Origin of the sequence: Nitrincola sp. A-D6, assembly GCF_000764495.1 — a bacterium.
Lineage (GTDB): Bacteria > Pseudomonadota > Gammaproteobacteria > Pseudomonadales > Balneatricaceae > Nitrincola.
This window is the reverse complement of the sequence record NZ_JRLB01000042.1, coordinates 1-19,706: the sequence shown is the minus strand read 5'-3', so window position 1 is coordinate 19,706 and position 19,706 is coordinate 1. Positions and strand designations below refer to the sequence as shown.

Genomic DNA, 19,706 nt, shown 5'->3' with positions numbered 1-19,706 from the left:
CCATGCTGTTTTCCATGAAAATCCCTAATCTGCTGACACTGCTCAGAATTTGTCTGATACCGGTGTTTGTAGCGATTTATTACATCCCAGGCTTCTGGTCACCCTGGATAGCCGCGGCTATCTTCGGATTGGCGGCACTGACCGACTGGCTGGATGGCTACCTGGCACGCCGACTGGATCAGCATACACCCTTCGGTGCCTTTCTGGATCCGGTCGCCGACAAGCTTATGGTTGCAGTGGCCCTGGTGGTACTGGTTGAAACCTACGCCACGCCTTTGGTGACCATTCCAGCGGTAGTGATTATCGGTCGGGAAATCGTTATATCAGCCCTGCGTGAGTGGATGGCCGAAATCGGTGAGCGTACCCGCGTAGGGGTATCGATGATCGGCAAGGTAAAAACCACCCTGCAGATGATTGCAATCCTGGTATTGATTGCGGTACCACCCTTTTCAATCCTGTCCTGGGTCGGCATAATGACGCTTTATGGCGCCGCTTTGTTAACACTCTGGTCGATGTTTGTGTATTTGCGCGCGGCCTGGCCATTGCTGAGTGAAGATATATAAGTGGTTAATCTTTAAGCAGTATCATTTACTAAAATCAGTTGACACCTAGGCTCACATCTCTATAATACGCCCCACTTGATTGCGTTGCGGGAATAGCTCAGTTGGTAGAGCACAACCTTGCCAAGGTTGGGGTCGCGAGTTCGAGTCTCGTTTCCCGCTCCAAATCAGACACTTGTCTGATTTAAAGTAATAAAGCAAAGAGAGTTAAGGCTGGATGGCAGAGTGGTCATGCAGCGGACTGCAACTCCGTGTACGCCGGTTCGATTCCGACTCCAGCCTCCATTCTCTTTTCTGCACCATGCCACAAAATAATCGCCGGCACAGTTCCAGCGACGTTCAGCCCGATGGTGAAATTGGTAGACACAAGGGACTTAAAATCCCTCGGCTGAAAGGCTGTACCGGTTCGAGTCCGGTTCGGGGCACCAATAAAATCAAGCATTTACATATATCTTTCTGCGCTGCCCTTTTTATCGATCAGTGGTATGTAACGGCAGATGTAAGAGAATTATCAAAAAAAAGCCGCCTCAATTGGGCGGCTTGGCATTTATGCATTGGGCCATAGTCGTCGTTTCGTTGCAGCGGGGCTAGAGTCCGGCACGGTACCAAACGGTATTCGGTCGCTGGCACAGTCCATCATCATAGTGGGCTTACTTTGTCGCTTTGAGAGCTGGGCTAGCACATCGTCCAACCTTTGCCTTTGGGCTTGCTCTGCTGTGTCTCCCACAAGTGGAGAGCCTTTTTACGGCCACTATCAGCGCTTGCTCGTTTACTTGCTGCTACTCGCTGTGATCGCTTACCCATATCAATACTCCTTAACCGGTTCTGTTGTGTGGGGTGGTGTCCATGGCTTCCTTAAAGAGGCAAGGTCAATATGCTGAATGCCTTCATGGTGTTGTTTAATTTGCGGTGCTTTTAGAGCCAATTCGCGGATGGCCTCAATATTGACCTCCAGGCGCGGACGCTCCACTGCATCATGCTCATATAGGTGCGCATCCTTTAGCGCCTGCTTGGCGCTCTCTAGTGCGTTGTCACCGGCACGATAGGCATTGCGTAACGCATCCGAAGCACCTTGCAATTCGCCTAGCGCATTTGTGAAACGGTGATACGCTTCCCGCTCGGCATCGACGGCATTGCGGGCGGTGTCCATGGCCTCCAGCGCAACGGGCGTGAGGTCGGTGCGCTCGGCTTCCTTGCGTCGGCTCTCCAGCGCCGCGGCGTGGTCAGAGTGAATCTGTTGCTGGCGCTCGGCTGCGGCCTTGGCCTGCAAAGCTTCATCAGCGCGGCTAATATCTCCGGTCTCGATAGCATCGTCGTAGTCGCGCTGTGCCTGTGCGGCGTTTTCAACAGCAACACGCGCAGCGTTTTTAGCATCGTTGATTTTCTGGTTTAGTTTTTCTACTTCGTTCATGGTTTCACCTTCGTTTAGTGTTGGTTGGTTCACGCTAATTATCACAAGTACCCCAGTGTGATTTGTTCAAACTGCCATGCCACGCCTGCTCAGCATGGTTTTTTACATGGCTCGTATATATGCATTTATGAGCAAATAGTATTTCCCTGTTGCCTTAGCCGGTCTAGGTAGGTGTGTATAGAGGGGCGCAAGGGACGCAAGGGACGGTTGAACCGACATTACCCCTACTACACACATATTCATTTCCATAATTTATAATTCCTTTATTTATTGATTTTCAAAGTTAATACTTATCTCGCTTTCACCGTCCCTTGCGTCCCTCCCGTCCCTATCGACCACACCAGAATGGCTAATGACACGAAGGTACTTAAGGCCACAGATGTACCTGATGCCGCTAGATTTCTGCCTTTCGTATCCGAGTGATACAAGTCGATCTAAGAATGAGCGCTGTGTAAGCTTTTTCTGAATGCCGTTATCACCGGCCCAAACGCGGTATGCATTGAATAGCTGCTGTGGTGGAATACGCTCCCCAGCTACCGGCTCACATTCCGACTCAATAAACTGTGCGACTTGATCAGCTTCCAAGCGCCATCGCTCTTTAGCGCTCTGACAACTCGTTGGCGTAGTAAAGCCATTGGCTACAGCTTTGGCGTAAGCATCCAGGGACAAGCGTAAAATGCCCGGTAATTCATCTAGCAGTTTGTCTTTTAGTTGTGGGTCGCAGTTGCCAAGCGCTGGCTTGAAGCGGTTGTTGAACTCCACCACCAGGGCACGCCTAAACAACGCATCCGAAAAGTCTCGGGTGTGTGGCATGTGGTTAGTGCCAAACCAGCAAGTAGAAAATGGGCGCATAACGAAGGGATTTTTAAACTTATGCTCTACGGTCGTTGGTTCGCCTGACACAATCCCTTTCAAACTTGCGTCATCAATTATTTCACCCTGCCTAATCTCAGTAACAATATTTGCCAATTTGCTATGCAAATGAGCGCGCTGGAAACTGCGGCCAAATTGGGAAGGCTGAACACCAGCGACGTTACGACTGCCTAGCAGCGCCTCAAGAACGGCTAATAAAACGCTTTTACCATTAGCACCGCTGCCCACTAGGATGATGAATTTCTCGTGTCGACAATGTGCCATTAAGGAATAGCCAATCATTTCTAATAGCGCGGTACGCTTATCAGATGCATCATTATCACCATTAAAAATTTCAACCATAAATTGATTGAATCTTGGCGCGGGAGCATTGGCGTTATAACTGACAGGGATTTGTGTTGTACGGTAATGTTCACGGTTATGAGGCTGTACCGACCACGCGCCATTAATTAACGTAATCTCGCCATTAATAGCGTTGACACATTCAGGAGGGCCAATATCGAATTCGTGATGGCTTTTATAGGTATGGTTTTTAAATAAGTCAGCAATGCTGTCAACTTTACTCTTGCCGATTCGATCAACCTTACCCGTAATAAAATTCTGTACCCATTGCTTAACTGCACGGTCATCTTGACATGACCACACGCCATTATTTGACCAATACCACACGCCAACCGGATCGGTTAGCACGTTCTCTGGAGTGATCTCGGCTGCTAACTGGTGTGCTAGGTCTAAGTCGGTTTGCGGTGCCGCTGCTGGTGTGCCAAACGCGGCCGCTCTCTGCTCAGCCATGAAAGCCCGCTGGCGATCCCTTTGCCCTTGGGGGTCTAGCTTCGCGGCCTCAGCAGCAAGCGCGGTCCGATCATCGCCACCATAGAAAAGCGCTACGGCCACATCGAACGTATCTAGCGCATGGCCGTTGTGATTCTCACGGCTTAGCGGATCACTAGCGCTGTGATGGCTATAGACAAGCTCTTTGCCATCGCGCTCTAGTACGACAACGCCAGGCGCGCCAGTGCTGCTGTTAGGACTTAGGTATTTTGATCCGCGTTTCTTATAGCCTGCGCTCTCAAGCAGGTCGTTCATGGAGTACGCAGCGCATATCTTGGTAATGATGCCGTTGTCATCGCTCACATTGCGCGGCTTTGGTTGGGGTTTAGCAGGGGTTTGGGGCTTCGCCGCTTCCATGCATGCCATCGCGGCTTCTGCCAGCCAGTGGTTAGACTCCAGTGCGGGGCGATTTGTGCAGTCGATAAACTCATAAGGCGAATTGGCCGACAGTTTATTAGGCGCGTAAAAGACCTGTGTTCCACGTGCCTGGGCGTCATCAGCGCCCATCATTAGCGCCAGCCCTCCAGCCAATTCAATGTATTGGGCATGGGTAACAGCTTCGGCTAAAATGATGATGACTTTCCAGCGACGACCTTTACCGTCTAGTAAATGACTCGACGTTGTAAAAGCCAAATAGGCACATTCAAAAGCATCATAACGTCCTGATAGTTGATCCCGATTTAAGTGGTCATTATCGTGATCGATTACTAATAACGAATAAAGTGCGGATTCAGCATGATCCTTGGTTTTGCCGTCAGAGTGAAACGGCGTTATAGCAGCCGCGGCATTCTTGGGGCCAATGCTTGGGGCGCTAGCCATTGCCAATAAGTCATTAAGACCTATGTTTTTAGCCGGTCTGGTACAGGTGACGGTAGAGTAGAAGGGGAGTCGCATATTAGTGCACCCCGTCTACACTGTCGTTGGTAAATATATAATCAGCCGCTGCCATATCACGTAATATAACCGGCGTCTTGGATGAGTCGGCCTCTGCTTGTGCCCTGCATTTTTTGCACAACTGGAATGCACTCAAACACGGATGACCATTGACTGTGCGAAATATAACCACTCGTCGCCTAGTTCTTTTGTTAAGCGGCTTTTTGCACTCGGCACACTTTTTAGCTTTTACTGGGAATAGGTGTGCAATGGCTGATTCCCGGGTACTCATAATCTCGCCGAGTGTTGGTATGCTGGCAGGTATGGTGCTATTATGAAGATTGTCTGAATTGGTAAATTTCTTCTGAGCCCGGCTTTCCCCAAAGCCGGGTTTTTTGTTATTTCTCATATCACGCCCCCATGCCAAGAACGCGCTTAATCTCAGCAACCGGCCAGGCTAATCGGCCAGCAACACGAATGGGGCGAACAGGGCCATTCTCCTTGCAAGCCATATATGGAGCGTCTGCATTTGACGATTTAGGTGATAAGCCGCTTCGCGTGTGGTGATGGCCGAGCGGCTCTCTTGGTCGAGCGGGGTATAGTTCTGCAACATGGTCTTGGCTCCACTTGAGTAATCAATGGAGCTATATTGAATGCGCAGTATTCGACGATAATGGACAAGTCGTAAAGTCGAACTTGTCCGCTAGGTCACGTTCTTGGTAACCAGTCGCTGCCCGTATGCTCGGGCCAAAGCTTCTCTATAGCGTTGGGGGATATTGCAGTGGTGAGGCCGGAACGCTCCTTAAATCCACTCACGATATTGCAGGCGGTTTCCTTTTGCTCGTTGTCGGGTATTCCCACCCACTGACAAAGGTATCGAGCAACCTGCAAATTTACGAAATCGGCATTCTCGTCATTTGAATGATAAAAGCCTTCTTCCAAGGCTGTTTTTATTTTGCGTCCTAATGTCTTGGTACTTGTCCCGAAATATTTGATAAATTCATGATCATTGAGCACACCTTTCCATTCGCCTTTTAACCGTTCTTCTATGGCTATATACGCGGGACTAACATCGCGCTCAGCACCCCAAGACAGCTCCTTTATCTGGGGGTCGAATTCTCGCAAGTACCAAGCGTGCAACCCAAGAGTAATATTATCCTCAGAGTCTGCGGCATCCTTGCGGTGCGGTTCTGGTTTGTGATCAAACTTATTATTTGCAATGGCATCAAATACCGCATCAGCAAAGCGCTTTAATTTATCGCTGGGTTTTCCGCCTGCCTTTTCAATGGCGCGATAATTTCTAATGGCGCGTTGTACTTCTTCCTTGCTGACGCTTGGTGTGTATTCGGGAACGTCATCAAAAAGCCGTGGTGTCTTTAGGAAATAGGGCGCTCGCATACTCACGACTCCCCGCCTGCCACCACGCGCAACGCGCCGGGCTGTTGCTGTGGTTCAAAGTCGATACCCGCTTGTTTCAGAATCCACGCCTCAAAGCGTTCATGGTGAACTCGTAACAGGTCGAGCGGGCGAACACGGTAATGCCGTTCCGCTGTTGCGCTAGGCTTGTGACCTTGGATTTGCGCCACCACGCCAGCCGGTAGCTCTAGCCATTCTGATAAGCTGCCGAACGAACGCCGCAAACCGTGAAGGGTCAGACTATCCAGTCCAGCTACCTGCACAGCTTCGGCTAAGCGGGTATGGGGTGGGTTTATTGGCTGGCGCTTGGTAGCACTGGAAAAGACCCATTCGCTACGCTTGGGTAAGCTTGCCAGCAGGTGATGAACGTAAGGGGTGAGGGGTAGGGTGCGGGTGCCTTCAATGCCGCCTTTGCTTGAGTCCTTGTCCCGTATCGTAATGCTCTGCCATTTGCCATTAACGTCTGCCCATTTGAGCGCCAACAATTCCCCGGGCCTTGCGCCAGTGAGTAGCAGGCTCTGAATGTAGACGGCGATGGTCGGATTATTCAGGCCCTGCACTGCGGTAAAGAACGCCGGTAGCTGGCCCTTTTCTAGTGAGTCAGTCTTGGCCTGTGGTGTGCCCAGTGATTCGCGTGCTGTCTTGGTGCTTGCGGGATTGTCAGGCGTCAGGGCTTGGTATTCGTCCTGATTGCTGCACCACGTCAAGAACGCCTTGAGTAGCCGCCAACTTAACCGGGCTGCTGTGGGGCGGGTCTTGCCTTCATCGTATGCCCAGTGCTCAATCATGGTGGGGGAAAGCTCGGCTAGGCGCTTGCTCATGAAAAAATGCAAAGGACCGGCATTGGTTGGCTTGCCTGTCTTGGTGGTGCCAGGTGAGCGCGCCAGCCGTGCATGGTCTTTCTTGTGGTGTTCTCCCCATTTATGCGAACGGGCGGCAATATACGCCTTCCACACTTCGGCCACGGTGACGGCTTCGGCGGTCTGTCTTGCCTTGGCCGCTTCCGCTTTTGCCAGGGTCTGCCGTTTTTTCTCGCGTGGATCGATCCCCTCATCAATCAGTCTTTGTAATTCCCGAGCTTTACCCTGAGCGTCGGTGATCGACCATGCCTCTGGCTGCCAATAGTGATGCGTAGGGTTTTGCCTTGGTAAACGCTCTGGAATACATAGGCGGGCTTTCCGGTTGGCGTGATGCGCAAGCCCAGCCCGGGCGCTGTAGTATCCCATAAGAACGCCTGCCGCTTGTCGGCTGGGCAAGTGAGCTCTCTGATGCGTTTTGCTGTAAACGATACCTTAGCCATGCTGTACCTCGTTTCTTACATCGCTAGGTATGTAACGGCAGATGTAAGAGAAAAATCCAAAAAATGATCAATCCCGTTCAATGCTAGTTGTATATATAAATGACCCTAATCATTGATTTATATGCATTGTATCAAGGGTAATCAAGCATGGCAAAAGTTTAATTTGTGGGACTTAAAATCCCTCGGCTGAAAGGCTGTACCGGTTCGAGTCCGGTTCGGGGCACCATCATCACAACAAACACCACACAAACCCTAATAGTTCACAGCTCACACCTGCATGCAAGTCTTGCAATATTCAACTTTGCTTGTTTTAATTCCTACAGACAATCTGGACATATTCTACAGCTGTGATGGAGCACCGGCCCTGCGGTAGCCTGCCTGCAGCAAAAAAAATAGACATCACATCAAACTGGCGACCAGTTTATGATCCCCCTCCATAAAGCCTATTCTTGGACTGTGGTCCGCATGATCAGTTTGCCTATCGGGTATGAATGCCATGGATGCAAGAGACGATGGAGAAGCCCTGGGTTTTGAATTAGCCGGGGTTCAATTAATCGGCTGGGATTGTAGTCTTAGCGAAGTGGTCTTTGAAGCCACGATATAAATGATACAAAAAGGGAGAAAGTCATGTCATTTATGGATAGTTCAATTGATGTTGCCGTAGCTCTAGGTAAAGGAGTTTACTCTGTAGGGCAAGATGTTGCTTTTGGCATACAACGAACAGGAGAGGGACTTGGGCTTGGTAACGATAGTCGAATAGCTAACATTGGCTATGAAAATAGGGCAATGGTATCTTTGCTCGAGGACTTTTTCAGGTATGGCTCCAGTGATCGAAGGAGTCCTCTTTACAAAAGTATTGTTTATGTTCTTGAGCACTATTACTCATATTTTCCTGAAGACGCGATTGCGACATTGGCAGAGCAGGCGGGTATAGGCGCTAGCTATACAGCCGGGAGAATGGTGATAGGTAAAAAACTTGCTGAGGCAGTAGCTACTAGAATTGCTTTTGCCATTGCAGCAAGTGCAGCATATAAACAGATTGCAAAACGTATTGGGGTATCGGCAGGTGCATCAGCTACAGGTATAGGCACTCCCATCGGTCTGCTTATGATGCAAGGGCTAATGCAGCGCTCTTCACATGCAGCCATGAGACTTCGAATGAAGAGTCCGCAACTCTACTTCATCCTACAAAGAAAAGGGGATTTGCAGCTGCTATATTTTCTACTGGAAAAACCCTTGGAAAAATATGTTCAGGCTATATCTACTGCTGAACGAAATCATGATGAATTCATGGATGCGATCAACAGAAAATATGAATTAAACTGATCCCACGAGACATGAGGCATCTGATATGCAGAAGAGAAAATGGCATATTACATATCAAAATTCACGTTGATTGATGAGATTTTGGGTTTATTGTATTGGGCCCTTGCTATCTATGGAATTTTTGTTCTTTTAAGCTACTTGAGCAATAAATTAGTTATTGGTGTCGTTCTTTGTGCTTATATTGTTTTGGTGGTTTTTATATATATATATGTTTTGAAAAAAGTCACTGCTTTTTTCAAAAATAATACTGAGTGATTGTATAACAATCGGCTGCACAGCGACCGCTTTTACGCTGCTTGGCGGCTACAAACCGGCGCGTGAGCTGGGCGTTATGCATAAACACGGAGTTCAAAAGTAGATGTACGGACGAGGCAGGGAAAACACATTATTTTGGGATGGTGACCTTAGTGCGACCCTAGATCATCATGCAAGAACAGCCAAAGACAAAGTTGACGCTATTGGTCAGGATCAATTTTTAGCAACCCCCATTGATGATGTAGTAGCCCACATTGTTAATGATTTGTATGTTCGACCTATAGAGCTGCATGAAGATAGAGCTGAAATGGATCAGCAAGAAGTGAGGGTTGACGTAAGCCATAATCGTAACCGAAATCCATTTGGTGACAGCGGTCCAATAATGGTGCCAGGAATTAAGGTAACTATATCCATTCCATATACGGGAGATCCTTCGTTATGGAAATTAAAGCCGAATCAGTGGAGGTCAACTATTCCGCATGGAGATATTCGATCTCCTAACAGGAATGGTGTTGGATATCTTGATATAGTCATACAACAACCTGTCGACGAGCCACAACAACAAATAAAAGCGCATCTTGACAATGTCCTAGATGGGGTTCGTTTTTATATAAATGGCCAATTGTCTCAGATTAAAGGGCATAACGAAGCTCTTGAAATAAATGTCAGAAAACTTGTGGAAGCCAGAAGAGAAAGATTGAATAAGCGCGATGGACTCGCTGACTTCCTTAATATTCCAATGAAAAGAAATAGCTCGGCACCTAGCTTTAAGCCTATAGATATAAAGAAAAACCTAGTGAAACCGTTGCCTCCGCCTCCTCAATCTGGCTATAAAGCTGAGCCTGGAATAACAGTAGATGATTATGAGCACATTCTCTCGGTTATAAGACATGAAGGCGCAACCTTTGAGGCAACTCCAAGAACGTACGCCGTTCATGATGAAGAAGAGCTACGGGATATAATTCTTGCTCATTTAAATGGGCATTATAAAGGCGCAGCTACTGGTGAAGCTTTTAGAAAGTTAGGAAAAACAGATATAAAAATTGAAAGCGATAATAGAGCAGCATTTATCGCTGAGTGTAAAATATGGAGAGGCGCATCCGAGCTGAGCAAAGCGATAGACCAACTGCTCGGGTACCTTACTTGGCGAGACTGCAAAGCCTCTATCATTATATTTAATAAGCACAACAAAAAGTTCACTGAACTACTAGAGAAAACGCCTGAAATACTTAAATCTCATCCTCGATTTAAAAAGCATATGAAAAATATTAGTGAGGGTGAATGGCACTACGAATTTATGTCTAAAGATGATGATAGTCGGCTAATTCAGGTTCGTGTTTATGTATTCGATATTTACTATGACTCGAATGCATAACAAGTCAATATACTTCAAACCTACGCTTCGCTTCGGTTTGCCCCAGAGCAAGGCGTTATGCGCAGTAGTTCGGATATGTGGGGAATTTTGCTTGATTAGAAATATTTTCTACCGTTGGTTGCTTCCTATACTGTTGTCGAGAGCATGTGAGTCGAGAATTCCACGCTCTGGAGATGCTGGAGCGCGTGTAAATTGTTTTGTTGTATCGTTGGACACAAACGGCGAGCCATTCTTCATCGCAACGGCATACGAAGCAAATGTGCTTAGCGGGTTACGCTGGGATGGTCGTTCGTATTCAGACGAACACTCGGTTTCCTTGGAGGATATTGGAGATTACGAGCTAAGAATAACTCACTACTATGGTCTTGCAACTGTAACGTATGACAGCATATTTGATTTTGCATTCCACCACGTGTCAAGGCTCGAATACCTAAAAATTAGTGTTGTCCGGTATATAGAAGCCACCCATAAATATTTCTTCAACAAGCGAAAGCTGGTTACGAAAAAGAGAATGGAATTGCTTGAGTTTATGATGAATGATCAGCTCGATCGCGAACATAATGGAATTGGAATAATCGATTTAATGACGAAGCTCTATTCCACGAATTGGGTACTTCATCCATCAGCTGACGAACAACAGCAAAAACTAGAGCTATATCTTGATTCTTTGGTTGAGTCAGGAGAGCTGAACAATCTCAATCATGAGTACGTGGTGACAGGAAAAGCTATCAGTACCCTGGAAAGGTACGAAGAGGAGGAACGCAGGCACTCGGAGGCTGTGAAACTACAAAGAAAAATGGTTTCATTAACCATTCTGCTTGTGTTTATGGCTATGGTTCAAGCTGGCTTGATCAAGTTGCCGCCCCTACTTGATTTTTCTTCTTGGGGTTCCAGCACAGATTCGCATAACAACCAAATTCAGCCGACGCAAAACCCGCGCGGCTGATTTGGGACGTTATGGCTGCAAGGCATCGTGAACGTTTGCTTCGGAAAGTATGTGCAACCTTCACTACCTTTTTAGCGCAACACCAAGTATCAATACTCAGTAGTTCCGTTCCGGTGCTGCTAGCAGGTAAGTCACAAAACGTACTTCGTATTGTGGGTTGCCAGTAAGAAGGGTTACTGCCAATATCGGCATCTGTATTTTTATCAGGGTGGCAGGGGCTGGCCATGCAAGTTACCGTTTTATCGTGCCACTCCAGCATCCATAACCAGTCGCAGCACGTCGCCGCCGTTGGCGGCTGGGACGCCCACTACGTGGCCGCCCGTGTGCTTAGGCGTTAAGCATGAAGAGAGCCACTATGGAGATTCGGCAAGTACAGATTGCAGAGATTGTTGAGGTGCTGGATCTATATGACGAATATGACCGACCCAAGTCACCGAGACCTACCGACGATGAAGTACAAAACGTCTTCGCTTCTATACTCCAGTCTGGTGGGTGTGTTGTAGGTGCTTTTGCCGTAGAAGGTTTGGTCGGCACCTGCACTGTGAACATTTGCGCTAATCTGAGTTGGTCCGGTCGCTCCTACGCCATCATAGAAAACGTCATCGTTTCTAAAGCATATCGAGGGCAGGGTGTGGGCAAAGCTATCCTGCAGTACGCACAAGCCTTCGCGCAACGGGCTGGCTGCTATAAAGTTGGGCTTATGACCGGCTCAAAAGATCCTGCGACGTATAGGTTCTACGAGTCTTCAGGTTTTAGCCCTAGCAAGCAAGGATTTCAGGTGAGGTTCAGTGCTTAACAATGCAAGTCAAGGCGACGGCTTTTCCGTTGCGGCTTCGCCTACACTACAAAGCCGCGCTTGCTTGCGGCGTTAGCGGTCAAAAGTCATGAATATAGAACCAATCGAATTGAATGATGAAATTGAAGCGCTTCTGGTAGGCGAGGGACTTCCTGTTTCAGACCTGCGTAGTTCCGATCAGCTAAAATATTCGGGGTGCGCGTTGATGGTCGCATCATCGGCATTGTTGGAATAGAGTCACACGAGAATGTTGGTTTATTACGCTCCTTGGTCGTGGGCAAGGCTTATCGCAAGGTAGGTTGTGGCCAGAAATTAGTTGCTAAAGCGGAAGCATGGGCAGGTGAAAGTGGCATTAACTCCTTGTACCTTCTAACAACTACGGCAGCCGATTTTTTTCCACAGCTTGGTTATGAGGTTGTACCTAGAAGCCAAGCTCCGACTTTTATAGCAAATTCGGCTCAGTTCACTGGGCTGTGCCCAGCATCAGCTATATTTATGTGCAAAACATTGATCGCTAACCAAGCGTTGCACCGGACAAGCCGGTGAACGCGGCGTTAGGCTCAACTGCCAAAAAGGGAGAGATGACCATGAAGCTATTCAAAGTAGCTATTATTGTTTTCGTATTTGTAGTCCCCGTTACATGGGCCGATAACCTTACGGGCCCTCAGAAGAATGCTGTTAGATCAGCCGAGCAGTACCTCAGCTTTCAGGGCTTCTCCCGGAGCGGCCTCATCAAACAGCTTTCCTCCGATTTCGGCGACGGCTATAGCAGGCAGATGCAACCGCTGCCGTTGATAGCCTGAACGTGGACTGGAACCAGCAGGCGGTTAGATCTGCAGAACAGTACCTAAGTATTCAGGGCTTCTCCTGCAGCGGCCTCATTAGACAGCTTTCTTCAGACGCTGGAGATGGTTACACACAGGCCCAAGCCAGATATGGCGCTCAACGGACCAGTGCCTGCCAGTAGAGATGCATGAGCCTAACAAGTCGCTCAAGTACGTTCCGGCCCTTCGGGCCTCCACCGGACGCGGCTAAAGCCGCGCCGCTTAGCTCAGACGTTAGGCGTATTGTTGACTGAAAAATTTGGCCCCAAAGGAACTATGAATTGAAAACCCATCTTCCACCTAAAGGCATTATTGAACAGGCTTGGGATTTTGTAGACCAGTTCATATGCCCGATACTTTTTATTCCAGATGGAGATGATCGCACCCCGCCTGGCGACCATCATGGAACTGGCTGGTTTGTTGAAAAGCATGGAGCTGTGCAGATTTGTACATGCGAGCATGTTGCGAATTTTCAGGCTAAAGGAAAGATAGGGTATGCGCCTTTTGGTGGTGATTGCGGTATAAATGTCGGGCGCCCATTTTTACTGAAAGCTCATCCAGTCGACTTTGCAATTGCAGATGCATCCAGAACATGGAACCGAATTTCACATAACGGAAAGAGCATACCACTAGCTTCATTTGACAAAAAACATCAGCCGGTCGAGGGAGAGTATCTTTACTTACAAGGGTTTCCTGGAGCGGACTCACAGGCTTTGTGGGGCCAACATAATGTAAAAGGTCTAGGTGCTTACCTGCATGAAGTAGACCCACCACCAGAACTGTTCTCTGAACACCCACCTTTTAAAGATGGATACCACATTTGCATGGCCTGGAATCCAGCCAACGCTACATCGCTTACAGAGGCAGCGACGCACCTTTCGGTTCCTGGAGGGCTAAGCGGCTCGGTTCTCTGGAATACTCGGTACCAAGAAGTTTCAGAACAGGGTCGAAATTGGAGCGTGAATGATATGCGAGTTACTGGAATTGTGTGGGGAGCATCTTCAAAAGCAGGTGTTGTTACAGCCACTCCAATAGAGCACATTTTTCAATGTATTGTTTGACCCAGTTTCATGAGTCTTCGCCTAACAAGGCCCGTCACGGCGACGGCTTTCCATTGCGGCTGCGCCTCCATTTCAAAGCCGCGCGTGCTGGCGGCGTTATAAGCCAAGATGGAGGGGTAGTGAACCTAGTCTTGTTTGACATAGACGGAACATTGGTTGAGTCATACGATTTCGATACGGAGTGCTTTCAAGCCGCTGTCGAGGATGTGTTGGGTGTGACGGTAGGGCCTGATTGGAGTCGCTACAAACATGTGACTGATTCCGGTATTCTTGCCGAGGTGATAGATGAACTAGATCTCAAAAGTGACGCTGATCGAATTACTACGGAAGTTAAAGAGCAGTTCGTGAGTCGCGTAGCAGATTACATCGCGTGTCATGATGTAGCCCCGATATCCGGTGCACATGAGTTTTTATCCCAACTCATCGCGCGTGAAAATGTCACGGTAGCCTTTGCGACTGGTGGTTGGAGTGAATCGGCGCGGATGAAGCTTGTAGCTGCCGGGATAAACTTCTCGTCAATACCGCTGGTCTCTTCTTCGGACCACTATAGCAGGACTGAGATTATGCGATTGGCCGAAAAGACCGCAGGTATTAAGCATTTAGATTCTATAACCTACTTTGCGACGGCCCTTGGGATCAAAAGGCATCTGAAACACTGGGATATAATTTTGTTTCAGTCGGAGATCGCATTTCCAGCTCTCAATCTATTCAGGATTATACTGAAGCTGATGCAGCCCTTAAATACATTGGCTTATAACCAAGCCAAGCACGGCGACAGCTTTTCCGTTGCGGCTTCGCCTTCACTACAAAGCTGCGCGTGTTGGCGGCGTTAAATTGCATGGAGGGATCCAGTGCATCATCGAGAAGTGGCTGAATCTGACATTCCTGAGATTTGTAAGCTCTCGGAAACACGAGAAGAACTTTTTTACTGCTATCCGAGTGCTGCCTTCCCATTGTCGGAAGCTGAGGTGCGACAGAGCATTGAAAAGCGTTCAGACTCAACCGTAGTCGAAGTCGCTGGGCAGGTTGTTGCCTTCGCGAATTTTTATCGGTGGGAGAAAGGGCTATGCTCAATCGGTAACGTTGTTGTAGCTTCTGGAGCCAGAGGCTCTGGGGTGGGTCGCTATTTAATCAATCATATGCTCAAACTGGGGTTCGAGAAGCATCGCGCGAAAACAGTTTCAGTGTCATGCTTTAATCGAAACGTAGCAGGTTTGCTCTTTTACCCCAAGCTTGGTTTCCAGCCTTACGGCATTGAGCAACGGGTTGATTACAACGGAGACCGTGTGGCACTCATTCATTTAAAGATTGAGCAACATGCAACTTAACCAGGCCAGGCACAGCGACGGCTTTTCCGTTTCGGCCTCGCCTTCACTACAAAGCCGCTCGTGCTGAGCGGCGTTATGGCTGCAAGGCATCGTGAACGTTTGCTTCGGTAAGTATGTGTAACCTTCACTACCTTTTTAGCGCAACACCAAGTATCAATATTCAGTAGTTCCGTTCCGGTGCTGCTAGCAGGTAAGTCACAAAACGTACTTCGTATTGTGGGTTGCCAGTAAGAAGGGATACTGCCAATATCGGCATCTGTATTTTTATCAGGGTGCCAGGGGCTGGCTATGCAAATTACCGTTTCATCGTGCCACTCCAGCATCCATAACCAGTCGCAGCACGTCGCCGCCGTTGGCGGCTGGGACGTCCACTACGTGGCCGCCCGTGTGCTTAGGCGTTAGCGGTATCAACACATGATTCCATTTGGCCTCAGTAAAGAACAATTTCAAGCACGCTACCGTCGCTGCTTAGAACGTACGTCTCAACACCTTATTGACGAACTAAGAGAACTTTTTTCTATTTCCGTTCCAAACTCTGTGAAAGATGCAGAGGTTCAAATATTTCTTGGTGAAGATGGTCTTGATATCCCAACGGCGTGGATCTACTACCGTGGAGAAAATAACAAAGTAGACCACAGCGACCCATCCATTTTTCCAGGCAGGGCCATGGAGCTTTCGGTTGGCTTAGAAAATATGGAGCCATTCGACGAAAGGTATTTCTCTGACGAAGAATTTAACGGCCTCACCTTGGCAGCCAACACTATAAAATATTGGTTTGCTGAGTGCTGGTGGAAAGCTGGAGGTTGGAGTTACGCTGTTCCAGCGAAAGTATGGGTACATGATGGGTTCGGTGATGGCAAAGCAGTGGAACTCTCGGAGAACCGCTAACAACTGGTTCAAATCGTTCGCTTCGCTCACTGGGACGGGCTAAAGCCCGCCCCTTAACCAAACGTTAGGCCTCTCCCATGACTATTTCCGCAAATGTTCGTCGGTTCTTGGAGCTTCAACAGAAAAGTGTCCTTGAAGACTTTCGAGATCGAATGGGTACGTGCTTAATCGCTACTACACGCGAACGTTTGCAGAGACACTCGACGGAATACAACTGGTCCATTGAAGGAATCGGTCGCATTAGCCCGATTTCGGCTTTGGTTGTTACGAAGGAAAATCTGGAACCTGAACTGTGGGTTCGAAATGGCTATAGAGGCTATCGACAGGCATTTCGACGCTTCCTAAACAAGTACTACGAAATTGAACCGACATCACTATCAGCCGATTGGCAAGTTGATCATCTGCACCCGTCATCAAGGTTCACGAGGGAACACACTACCTATTTCATCCGCCTCGCGCTCGTCACGAGGCGCATAAATTCTTCCTACGGAGCGGGCTTTGAGCGCCTTCTGTACGAATGTGAGCGTCAAAGAGACCTGAATGGTGGAATTCACATGGATTGGATGGCATTTCTAAAAATTAGGGGCGTTCCTCTTCCAAGCAAAACTGCGGGGCTTACGTCCTGGCAGCTTTGGGCGTGGAATTTTGCGAAATCAATCGCCAGCGAAGGATTCGACACAGTATTTACCTATGTCGAATTGACCACAATATTGAATCTGGCATATACCGATACTTGGCGGTCGTTCCCACTTCATCAATCCTTTAAGGCCGAGGCACAGTCCTTTGACTCTTATGCTTGCATCCCTCAACTGTCCGAGGCCTAACCCGGCGCTCAACCTCGCTCCTTTCAGTCGCTGGACGCTGCGCGATAAAGCCGCGCAGCGCCGGTTAGCTCTACGTTATATTTTGGAGATTATGAGACAATGATTGACGCTATCCAGTACAAGGATATTGCTGACTCCGTGAATAAAAAACTCAATGCAGCCCCAAAGCGGGTGGTTGTTTTTGACGGAGTCAGCCCTGCATCGTCACAGGCGATGGCAGACATAAATTCAAAGATCAAAAAACGCTGCCTTGTTGCAGTTCTTTTTTGTAACCCGAATACCAATTTTTGTAAGACTGAAATACTAGGTTCCCTTAGTTATTTTCATCACCGTTCAAAAGAGCATATAGACATATTTTGTTGTGGGTATGGAGCCTATTGGCCTAAGCATAAATATCCTGATCTTCAGGCTGTTACGAAAATTGACGGTGTAGGCTGGAGCTACAGTGACAATTCCTTCGTGTCTGCAGTAGAAGCTTTTGAAGCAAAAACCAACTGGCAGTACAGTGGGGAAAACGAGCTTTTGCTCTTAGACGTAACGCCATCTGATAATCTAGAAGAGTTAAATATACACACTGCACTGGTCTGCAATCTGGAAAAAATGAAAAAAGATGAAGCCTTCAGTTCGGTTCGGTCTCTGATGGAAAGTATCATCCGGTATGCTGCAAGCAATGACAATGCAGATGCATGGTCGTTTAGTGATAAAAAGGGTAGCGATGTTGCGCAATCTTTTCTAAAAGAAGCTCTATTAAGTGTTTTGCCTAAGTCATTGCGTGACGCGTACAGACAGGCTGAAAACTATGCAGTCAGGCAAATATAACAATCGCAGGCAAAGCGACGGCTTTTTCGTTGCGGCTTCGCCTCCACTACAAAGCCGCGCGTGCTGCGGGCGTTAGGCTAAAAAGAGGCCATGGCAATGCTCAAACAAGTAGGCGGAGTTGAGATACAACTCAGGCACAGGGCTACGTGCCATTGTGGCATGGTGCAACTTGAGCTCGACCTGCCTGATGGTCTTGTGGATCCGAAAAGGTGTAATTGTTCCATTTGCGCGCGCAAAGGCGCAGTTATGGCCTATGTGCCATTGAGTGGTCTACGTGTCGTTAAAGGCGCGGAGCAACTCAAGCTCTATCAGTTTCATTCAAAAGTCGCAAAGCACTATTTTTGTTCGAACTGTGGTATTTACACCCACCACCAAACACGCTCTAATCCAAATGTTTATGGGTTTAATGTTGGGTGTTTGGCGGGCGTAAACCCCCATGATATCGATAATGTTCCGGTCAGTGACGGTATAAACCATGAATCGGATCTGTAGCATATAGCCTAACCAAGTGTTGCAGTTCGTTCCGGGCCGAATGGCCCTCCACCGGACAGCCTTGTCACCGCTTCGCTCTGCCAAGTCTGCCGCTGAACAACGGCGTTACATTCCCAGCCTCACGTGGTATGAAGTTAATGGCAAAAATCTCTGAATTCGATCAAAACGGTAATGAGCATTTAATTGATGGGCTAATTCTATGCAAGAGCTATCCCCAGCTAGTTGATAAAAATATTTTACAGCCGGGAGATGTTCTCTTTTGTTGTCAGAGCCCACCTAATGAAATTAAGGGAAAAGTAAAAACAAAAGCGATTCAAAAGTTCACCAAAGGTATATATGTCCATTGCGGATTATATATTGGGAATGACCTAGTCGCAGATTCTGCCGGTGGTGCCGTCAGGCATATAGATATCGATGAATTTATTGGTTCCTACACATATATAGTGATTTCAAGGTGCCAATACCTCAATGAAGATCGTATTGCCGAGATGGTGTCATATACTTACGAATGTAAAGACAAGAGCATAAAGTATGATTTGAGTGGAGCTCTAGCTTTACCAAAGCTTAGGAAAGAACATCGAAAATATATTCATGGTGGTGATAAGAAACCGAATTATGATAAGGCAAGTGAGGAGAGAGTATTCTGCTCAGAATTTGTCTTAAACTGCTTCAAAGCCTCGGGATATATCCCTTGGGATCATGAATTTTACGTTTCACACGCTTTTTCCCCCACTGATCTAGCACATGATGAGCTATTGCGCTTTGAAGGCTATCTATCAAAGGGTGGTATAAGCTCAATTCATCCAGATGATTCATTTAGAAAGTGAATGTAACAAGTCAATAAACTACGCGCCTACGGCGCCGGACGCAGCAAAGCTGCGCCGGTTATTGAGGCGTTATATTTTTGTGGAGGCTTAGATGAACGCTGAGATGTCTTTAAAAGCAGCTATTGAAACAGGCGAGGTTCTTAAAGTTCGATATCACGGGGGAAGCCAACCCGGCACTCTTCGCGAGATTGCCCCAATTTCTGTTAATGACGGCAAGGTAAGAGCTCGATGCTACTCGTCCGATGCTGTCAAAACTTTCGCTATAAGCAAAGTTGAGATCGTTGGTTTTGCGAAAAAGGGGGATGAATGGCAGAAAGGGAAAGAGCAGAAATCTGAATATGTGAGCTTGTCTTATTTTTTCGAAGAAAAAGCCAATTTATTCGATGAGCTTGGTTGGCATGTGGAATCGGAGCTATCTGGTGACCATGAATTTCTGAGTCTGCATGCTTGCTTCAAGAATGGAAATCCAAAGAAAGGTGCTGAAGTTGAGTTGTCATACGAAAAATACGCATATGAAATGGTCGTGGATTGTACTGGTCAACTAAAACCGGACACTTTTCTCAGCTCGTTTTCATAGTCCACCGGTGACCGATCACCGTTGGCCGTATGTAATCTTTCCAGGTTGTAATAATGCATGTACGCCGCTACATCATTCCTCATATGCGCTCGTGTGGGCTGTGG

Annotated in this window: 23 protein-coding genes and 3 tRNA genes; 21 read left to right on the top strand and 5 right to left on the bottom strand. The window is 47.8% G+C overall.

What is annotated here, in order from left to right; genetic code table 11:
* Positions 1 to 14: 14 nt before the first annotated feature.
* The 4 genes from pgsA (at position 15) to LH51_RS08145 (ending at position 988) form a co-directional block, all read left to right on the top strand.
* Positions 15 to 563, top strand: a complete 549-nt coding sequence (pgsA, locus tag LH51_RS08160) for a CDP-diacylglycerol--glycerol-3-phosphate 3-phosphatidyltransferase (protein ID WP_036521491.1) — start codon at positions 15 to 17, stop codon at positions 561 to 563.
* A gap of 86 nt (positions 564 to 649) precedes the next feature.
* Positions 650 to 725, top strand: a tRNA-Gly gene (locus LH51_RS08155).
* Between the two features lie 46 nt (positions 726 to 771).
* Positions 772 to 845, top strand: a tRNA-Cys gene (locus LH51_RS08150).
* Between the two features lie 57 nt (positions 846 to 902).
* Positions 903 to 988, top strand: a tRNA-Leu gene (locus tag LH51_RS08145).
* 377 nt (positions 989 to 1,365) lie between these two features.
* On the opposite strand, the gene LH51_RS08140 is transcribed toward LH51_RS08145, so the two are convergent.
* From LH51_RS08140 to LH51_RS08115, 4 genes are all read right to left on the bottom strand, one after another.
* On the bottom strand, positions 1,366 to 1,971 hold the full coding sequence (locus tag LH51_RS08140; protein WP_036521389.1) for a hypothetical protein: 606 nt from the start codon (positions 1,969 to 1,971) through the stop codon (positions 1,366 to 1,368).
* Positions 1,972 to 2,238: 267 nt separating this feature from the next.
* Complete coding sequence (locus LH51_RS19055; protein ID WP_052063585.1) at positions 2,239 to 4,569, bottom strand: DNA primase family protein; 2,331 nt, start codon at positions 4,567 to 4,569, stop codon at positions 2,239 to 2,241.
* Positions 4,570 to 5,256: 687 nt separating this feature from the next.
* Positions 5,257 to 5,946, bottom strand: a complete 690-nt coding sequence (locus LH51_RS08120) for a hypothetical protein (RefSeq protein WP_036521384.1) — start codon at positions 5,944 to 5,946, stop codon at positions 5,257 to 5,259.
* Between the two features lie 2 nt (positions 5,947 to 5,948).
* Entirely contained in the window at positions 5,949 to 7,190 is a 1,242-nt protein-coding gene (locus tag LH51_RS08115) for a tyrosine-type recombinase/integrase (RefSeq protein ID WP_200881922.1), read from the bottom strand.
* 701 nt (positions 7,191 to 7,891) lie between these two features.
* Between LH51_RS08115 and LH51_RS08110 the strand changes: the two genes are divergently transcribed.
* The 17 genes from LH51_RS08110 (at position 7,892) to LH51_RS08035 (ending at position 19,602) form a co-directional block, all read left to right on the top strand.
* Positions 7,892 to 8,590, top strand: coding sequence for a hypothetical protein (locus tag LH51_RS08110; protein ID WP_036521383.1), 699 nt, complete (start codon positions 7,892 to 7,894; stop codon positions 8,588 to 8,590).
* A 358-nt stretch (positions 8,591 to 8,948) separates the two neighbouring features.
* A complete protein-coding gene (locus LH51_RS08100) occupies positions 8,949 to 10,220 on the top strand; it encodes a hypothetical protein (protein WP_036521381.1) in 1,272 nt (423 codons plus the stop codon).
* A 91-nt stretch (positions 10,221 to 10,311) separates the two neighbouring features.
* A complete protein-coding gene (locus LH51_RS08095) occupies positions 10,312 to 11,166 on the top strand; it encodes a hypothetical protein (protein ID WP_144244219.1) in 855 nt (284 codons plus the stop codon).
* Between the two features lie 355 nt (positions 11,167 to 11,521).
* A complete protein-coding gene (locus LH51_RS08090) occupies positions 11,522 to 11,962 on the top strand; it encodes a GNAT family N-acetyltransferase (RefSeq protein WP_036521483.1) in 441 nt (146 codons plus the stop codon).
* An 88-nt stretch (positions 11,963 to 12,050) separates the two neighbouring features.
* The gene (locus tag LH51_RS21345) at positions 12,051 to 12,197 is read left to right on the top strand and encodes a hypothetical protein (RefSeq protein WP_200881929.1); all 147 of its coding nucleotides are present in this window, start codon (positions 12,051 to 12,053) and stop codon (positions 12,195 to 12,197) included.
* Positions 12,158 to 12,508 carry an arsenic resistance N-acetyltransferase ArsN2 gene (arsN2, locus tag LH51_RS24710; protein ID WP_052063583.1) on the top strand — a complete coding sequence of 117 codons (351 nt, stop codon included), beginning with the start codon at positions 12,158 to 12,160 and terminating at the stop codon, positions 12,506 to 12,508. The genes LH51_RS21345 and arsN2 overlap by 40 nt, the downstream gene beginning before the upstream one ends.
* Positions 12,505 to 12,765 (top strand): Ltp family lipoprotein, encoded by a 261-nt coding sequence (locus LH51_RS21340; RefSeq protein ID WP_200881921.1) that lies wholly within the window; start codon positions 12,505 to 12,507, stop codon positions 12,763 to 12,765. Before arsN2 ends, LH51_RS21340 begins: the two co-directional genes overlap by 4 nt.
* Positions 12,766 to 12,767: 2 nt before the next feature.
* A complete protein-coding gene (locus LH51_RS24705; protein WP_200881920.1) occupies positions 12,768 to 12,929 on the top strand; it encodes an Ltp family lipoprotein in 162 nt (53 codons plus the stop codon).
* Between the two features lie 138 nt (positions 12,930 to 13,067).
* Positions 13,068 to 13,847, top strand: a complete 780-nt coding sequence (locus LH51_RS08075; protein WP_036521378.1) for a hypothetical protein — start codon at positions 13,068 to 13,070, stop codon at positions 13,845 to 13,847.
* A 119-nt stretch (positions 13,848 to 13,966) separates the two neighbouring features.
* Positions 13,967 to 14,680, top strand: a complete 714-nt coding sequence (locus LH51_RS08070) for an HAD hydrolase-like protein (RefSeq protein WP_160173699.1) — start codon at positions 13,967 to 13,969, stop codon at positions 14,678 to 14,680.
* A gap of 18 nt (positions 14,681 to 14,698) precedes the next feature.
* The gene (locus tag LH51_RS08065) at positions 14,699 to 15,175 is read left to right on the top strand and encodes a GNAT family N-acetyltransferase (RefSeq protein ID WP_081960732.1); all 477 of its coding nucleotides are present in this window, start codon (positions 14,699 to 14,701) and stop codon (positions 15,173 to 15,175) included.
* A 414-nt stretch (positions 15,176 to 15,589) separates the two neighbouring features.
* Entirely contained in the window at positions 15,590 to 16,063 is a 474-nt protein-coding gene (locus LH51_RS08060) for a hypothetical protein (protein WP_036521375.1), read from the top strand.
* 77 nt (positions 16,064 to 16,140) lie between these two features.
* Positions 16,141 to 16,887: a hypothetical protein gene (locus LH51_RS08055; RefSeq protein WP_036521373.1), complete on the top strand. Its 747-nt coding sequence runs from the start codon at positions 16,141 to 16,143 to the stop codon at positions 16,885 to 16,887.
* A gap of 99 nt (positions 16,888 to 16,986) precedes the next feature.
* Complete coding sequence (locus LH51_RS08050) at positions 16,987 to 17,706, top strand: hypothetical protein (protein WP_036521371.1); 720 nt, start codon at positions 16,987 to 16,989, stop codon at positions 17,704 to 17,706.
* A 90-nt stretch (positions 17,707 to 17,796) separates the two neighbouring features.
* Positions 17,797 to 18,198: a GFA family protein gene (locus tag LH51_RS22465; protein WP_200881919.1), complete on the top strand. Its 402-nt coding sequence runs from the start codon at positions 17,797 to 17,799 to the stop codon at positions 18,196 to 18,198.
* 137 nt (positions 18,199 to 18,335) lie between these two features.
* Positions 18,336 to 19,025, top strand: a complete 690-nt coding sequence (locus LH51_RS08040; protein ID WP_144244218.1) for a hypothetical protein — start codon at positions 18,336 to 18,338, stop codon at positions 19,023 to 19,025.
* A gap of 91 nt (positions 19,026 to 19,116) precedes the next feature.
* The gene (locus LH51_RS08035) at positions 19,117 to 19,602 is read left to right on the top strand and encodes a hypothetical protein (protein WP_036521365.1); all 486 of its coding nucleotides are present in this window, start codon (positions 19,117 to 19,119) and stop codon (positions 19,600 to 19,602) included.
* On the opposite strand, the gene LH51_RS19980 is transcribed toward LH51_RS08035, so the two are convergent.
* Positions 19,563 to 19,706: IS3 family transposase (locus LH51_RS19980; RefSeq protein ID WP_144244217.1), on the bottom strand; the 144-nt coding region annotated here is incomplete at its 5' end. The genes LH51_RS08035 and LH51_RS19980 overlap by 40 nt on opposite strands.

Excerpts from the sequence above, each read along its gene's own strand:
- LH51_RS08140 (WP_036521389.1), bottom strand. The coding sequence starts at position 1,971 with ATGAACGAAGTAGAAAAACTAAACCAGAAAATCAACGATGCTAAAAAC.
- LH51_RS08120 (WP_036521384.1), bottom strand. The coding sequence starts at position 5,946 with ATGCGAGCGCCCTATTTCCTAAAGACACCACGGCTTTTTGATGACGTT.
- pgsA (WP_036521491.1), top strand. The coding sequence starts at position 15 with ATGAAAATCCCTAATCTGCTGACACTGCTCAGAATTTGTCTGATACCG.
- LH51_RS08060 (WP_036521375.1), top strand. The coding sequence starts at position 15,590 with ATGATTCCATTTGGCCTCAGTAAAGAACAATTTCAAGCACGCTACCGT.
- LH51_RS08050 (WP_036521371.1), top strand. The coding sequence starts at position 16,987 with ATGATTGACGCTATCCAGTACAAGGATATTGCTGACTCCGTGAATAAA.
- LH51_RS08040 (WP_144244218.1), top strand. The coding sequence starts at position 18,336 with ATGGCAAAAATCTCTGAATTCGATCAAAACGGTAATGAGCATTTAATT.
- LH51_RS19055 (WP_052063585.1), bottom strand. The coding sequence starts at position 4,569 with ATGCGACTCCCCTTCTACTCTACCGTCACCTGTACCAGACCGGCTAAA.
- LH51_RS22465 (WP_200881919.1), top strand. The coding sequence starts at position 17,797 with ATGGCAATGCTCAAACAAGTAGGCGGAGTTGAGATACAACTCAGGCAC.
- LH51_RS21345 (WP_200881929.1), top strand. The coding sequence starts at position 12,051 with ATGAATATAGAACCAATCGAATTGAATGATGAAATTGAAGCGCTTCTG.
- LH51_RS08110 (WP_036521383.1), top strand. The coding sequence starts at position 7,892 with ATGTCATTTATGGATAGTTCAATTGATGTTGCCGTAGCTCTAGGTAAA.
- LH51_RS08090 (WP_036521483.1), top strand. The coding sequence starts at position 11,522 with ATGGAGATTCGGCAAGTACAGATTGCAGAGATTGTTGAGGTGCTGGAT.
- LH51_RS08035 (WP_036521365.1), top strand. The coding sequence starts at position 19,117 with ATGAACGCTGAGATGTCTTTAAAAGCAGCTATTGAAACAGGCGAGGTT.
- LH51_RS08100 (WP_036521381.1), top strand. The coding sequence starts at position 8,949 with ATGTACGGACGAGGCAGGGAAAACACATTATTTTGGGATGGTGACCTT.
- LH51_RS08055 (WP_036521373.1), top strand. The coding sequence starts at position 16,141 with ATGACTATTTCCGCAAATGTTCGTCGGTTCTTGGAGCTTCAACAGAAA.
- LH51_RS08115 (WP_200881922.1), bottom strand. The coding sequence starts at position 7,190 with ATGGGATACTACAGCGCCCGGGCTGGGCTTGCGCATCACGCCAACCGG.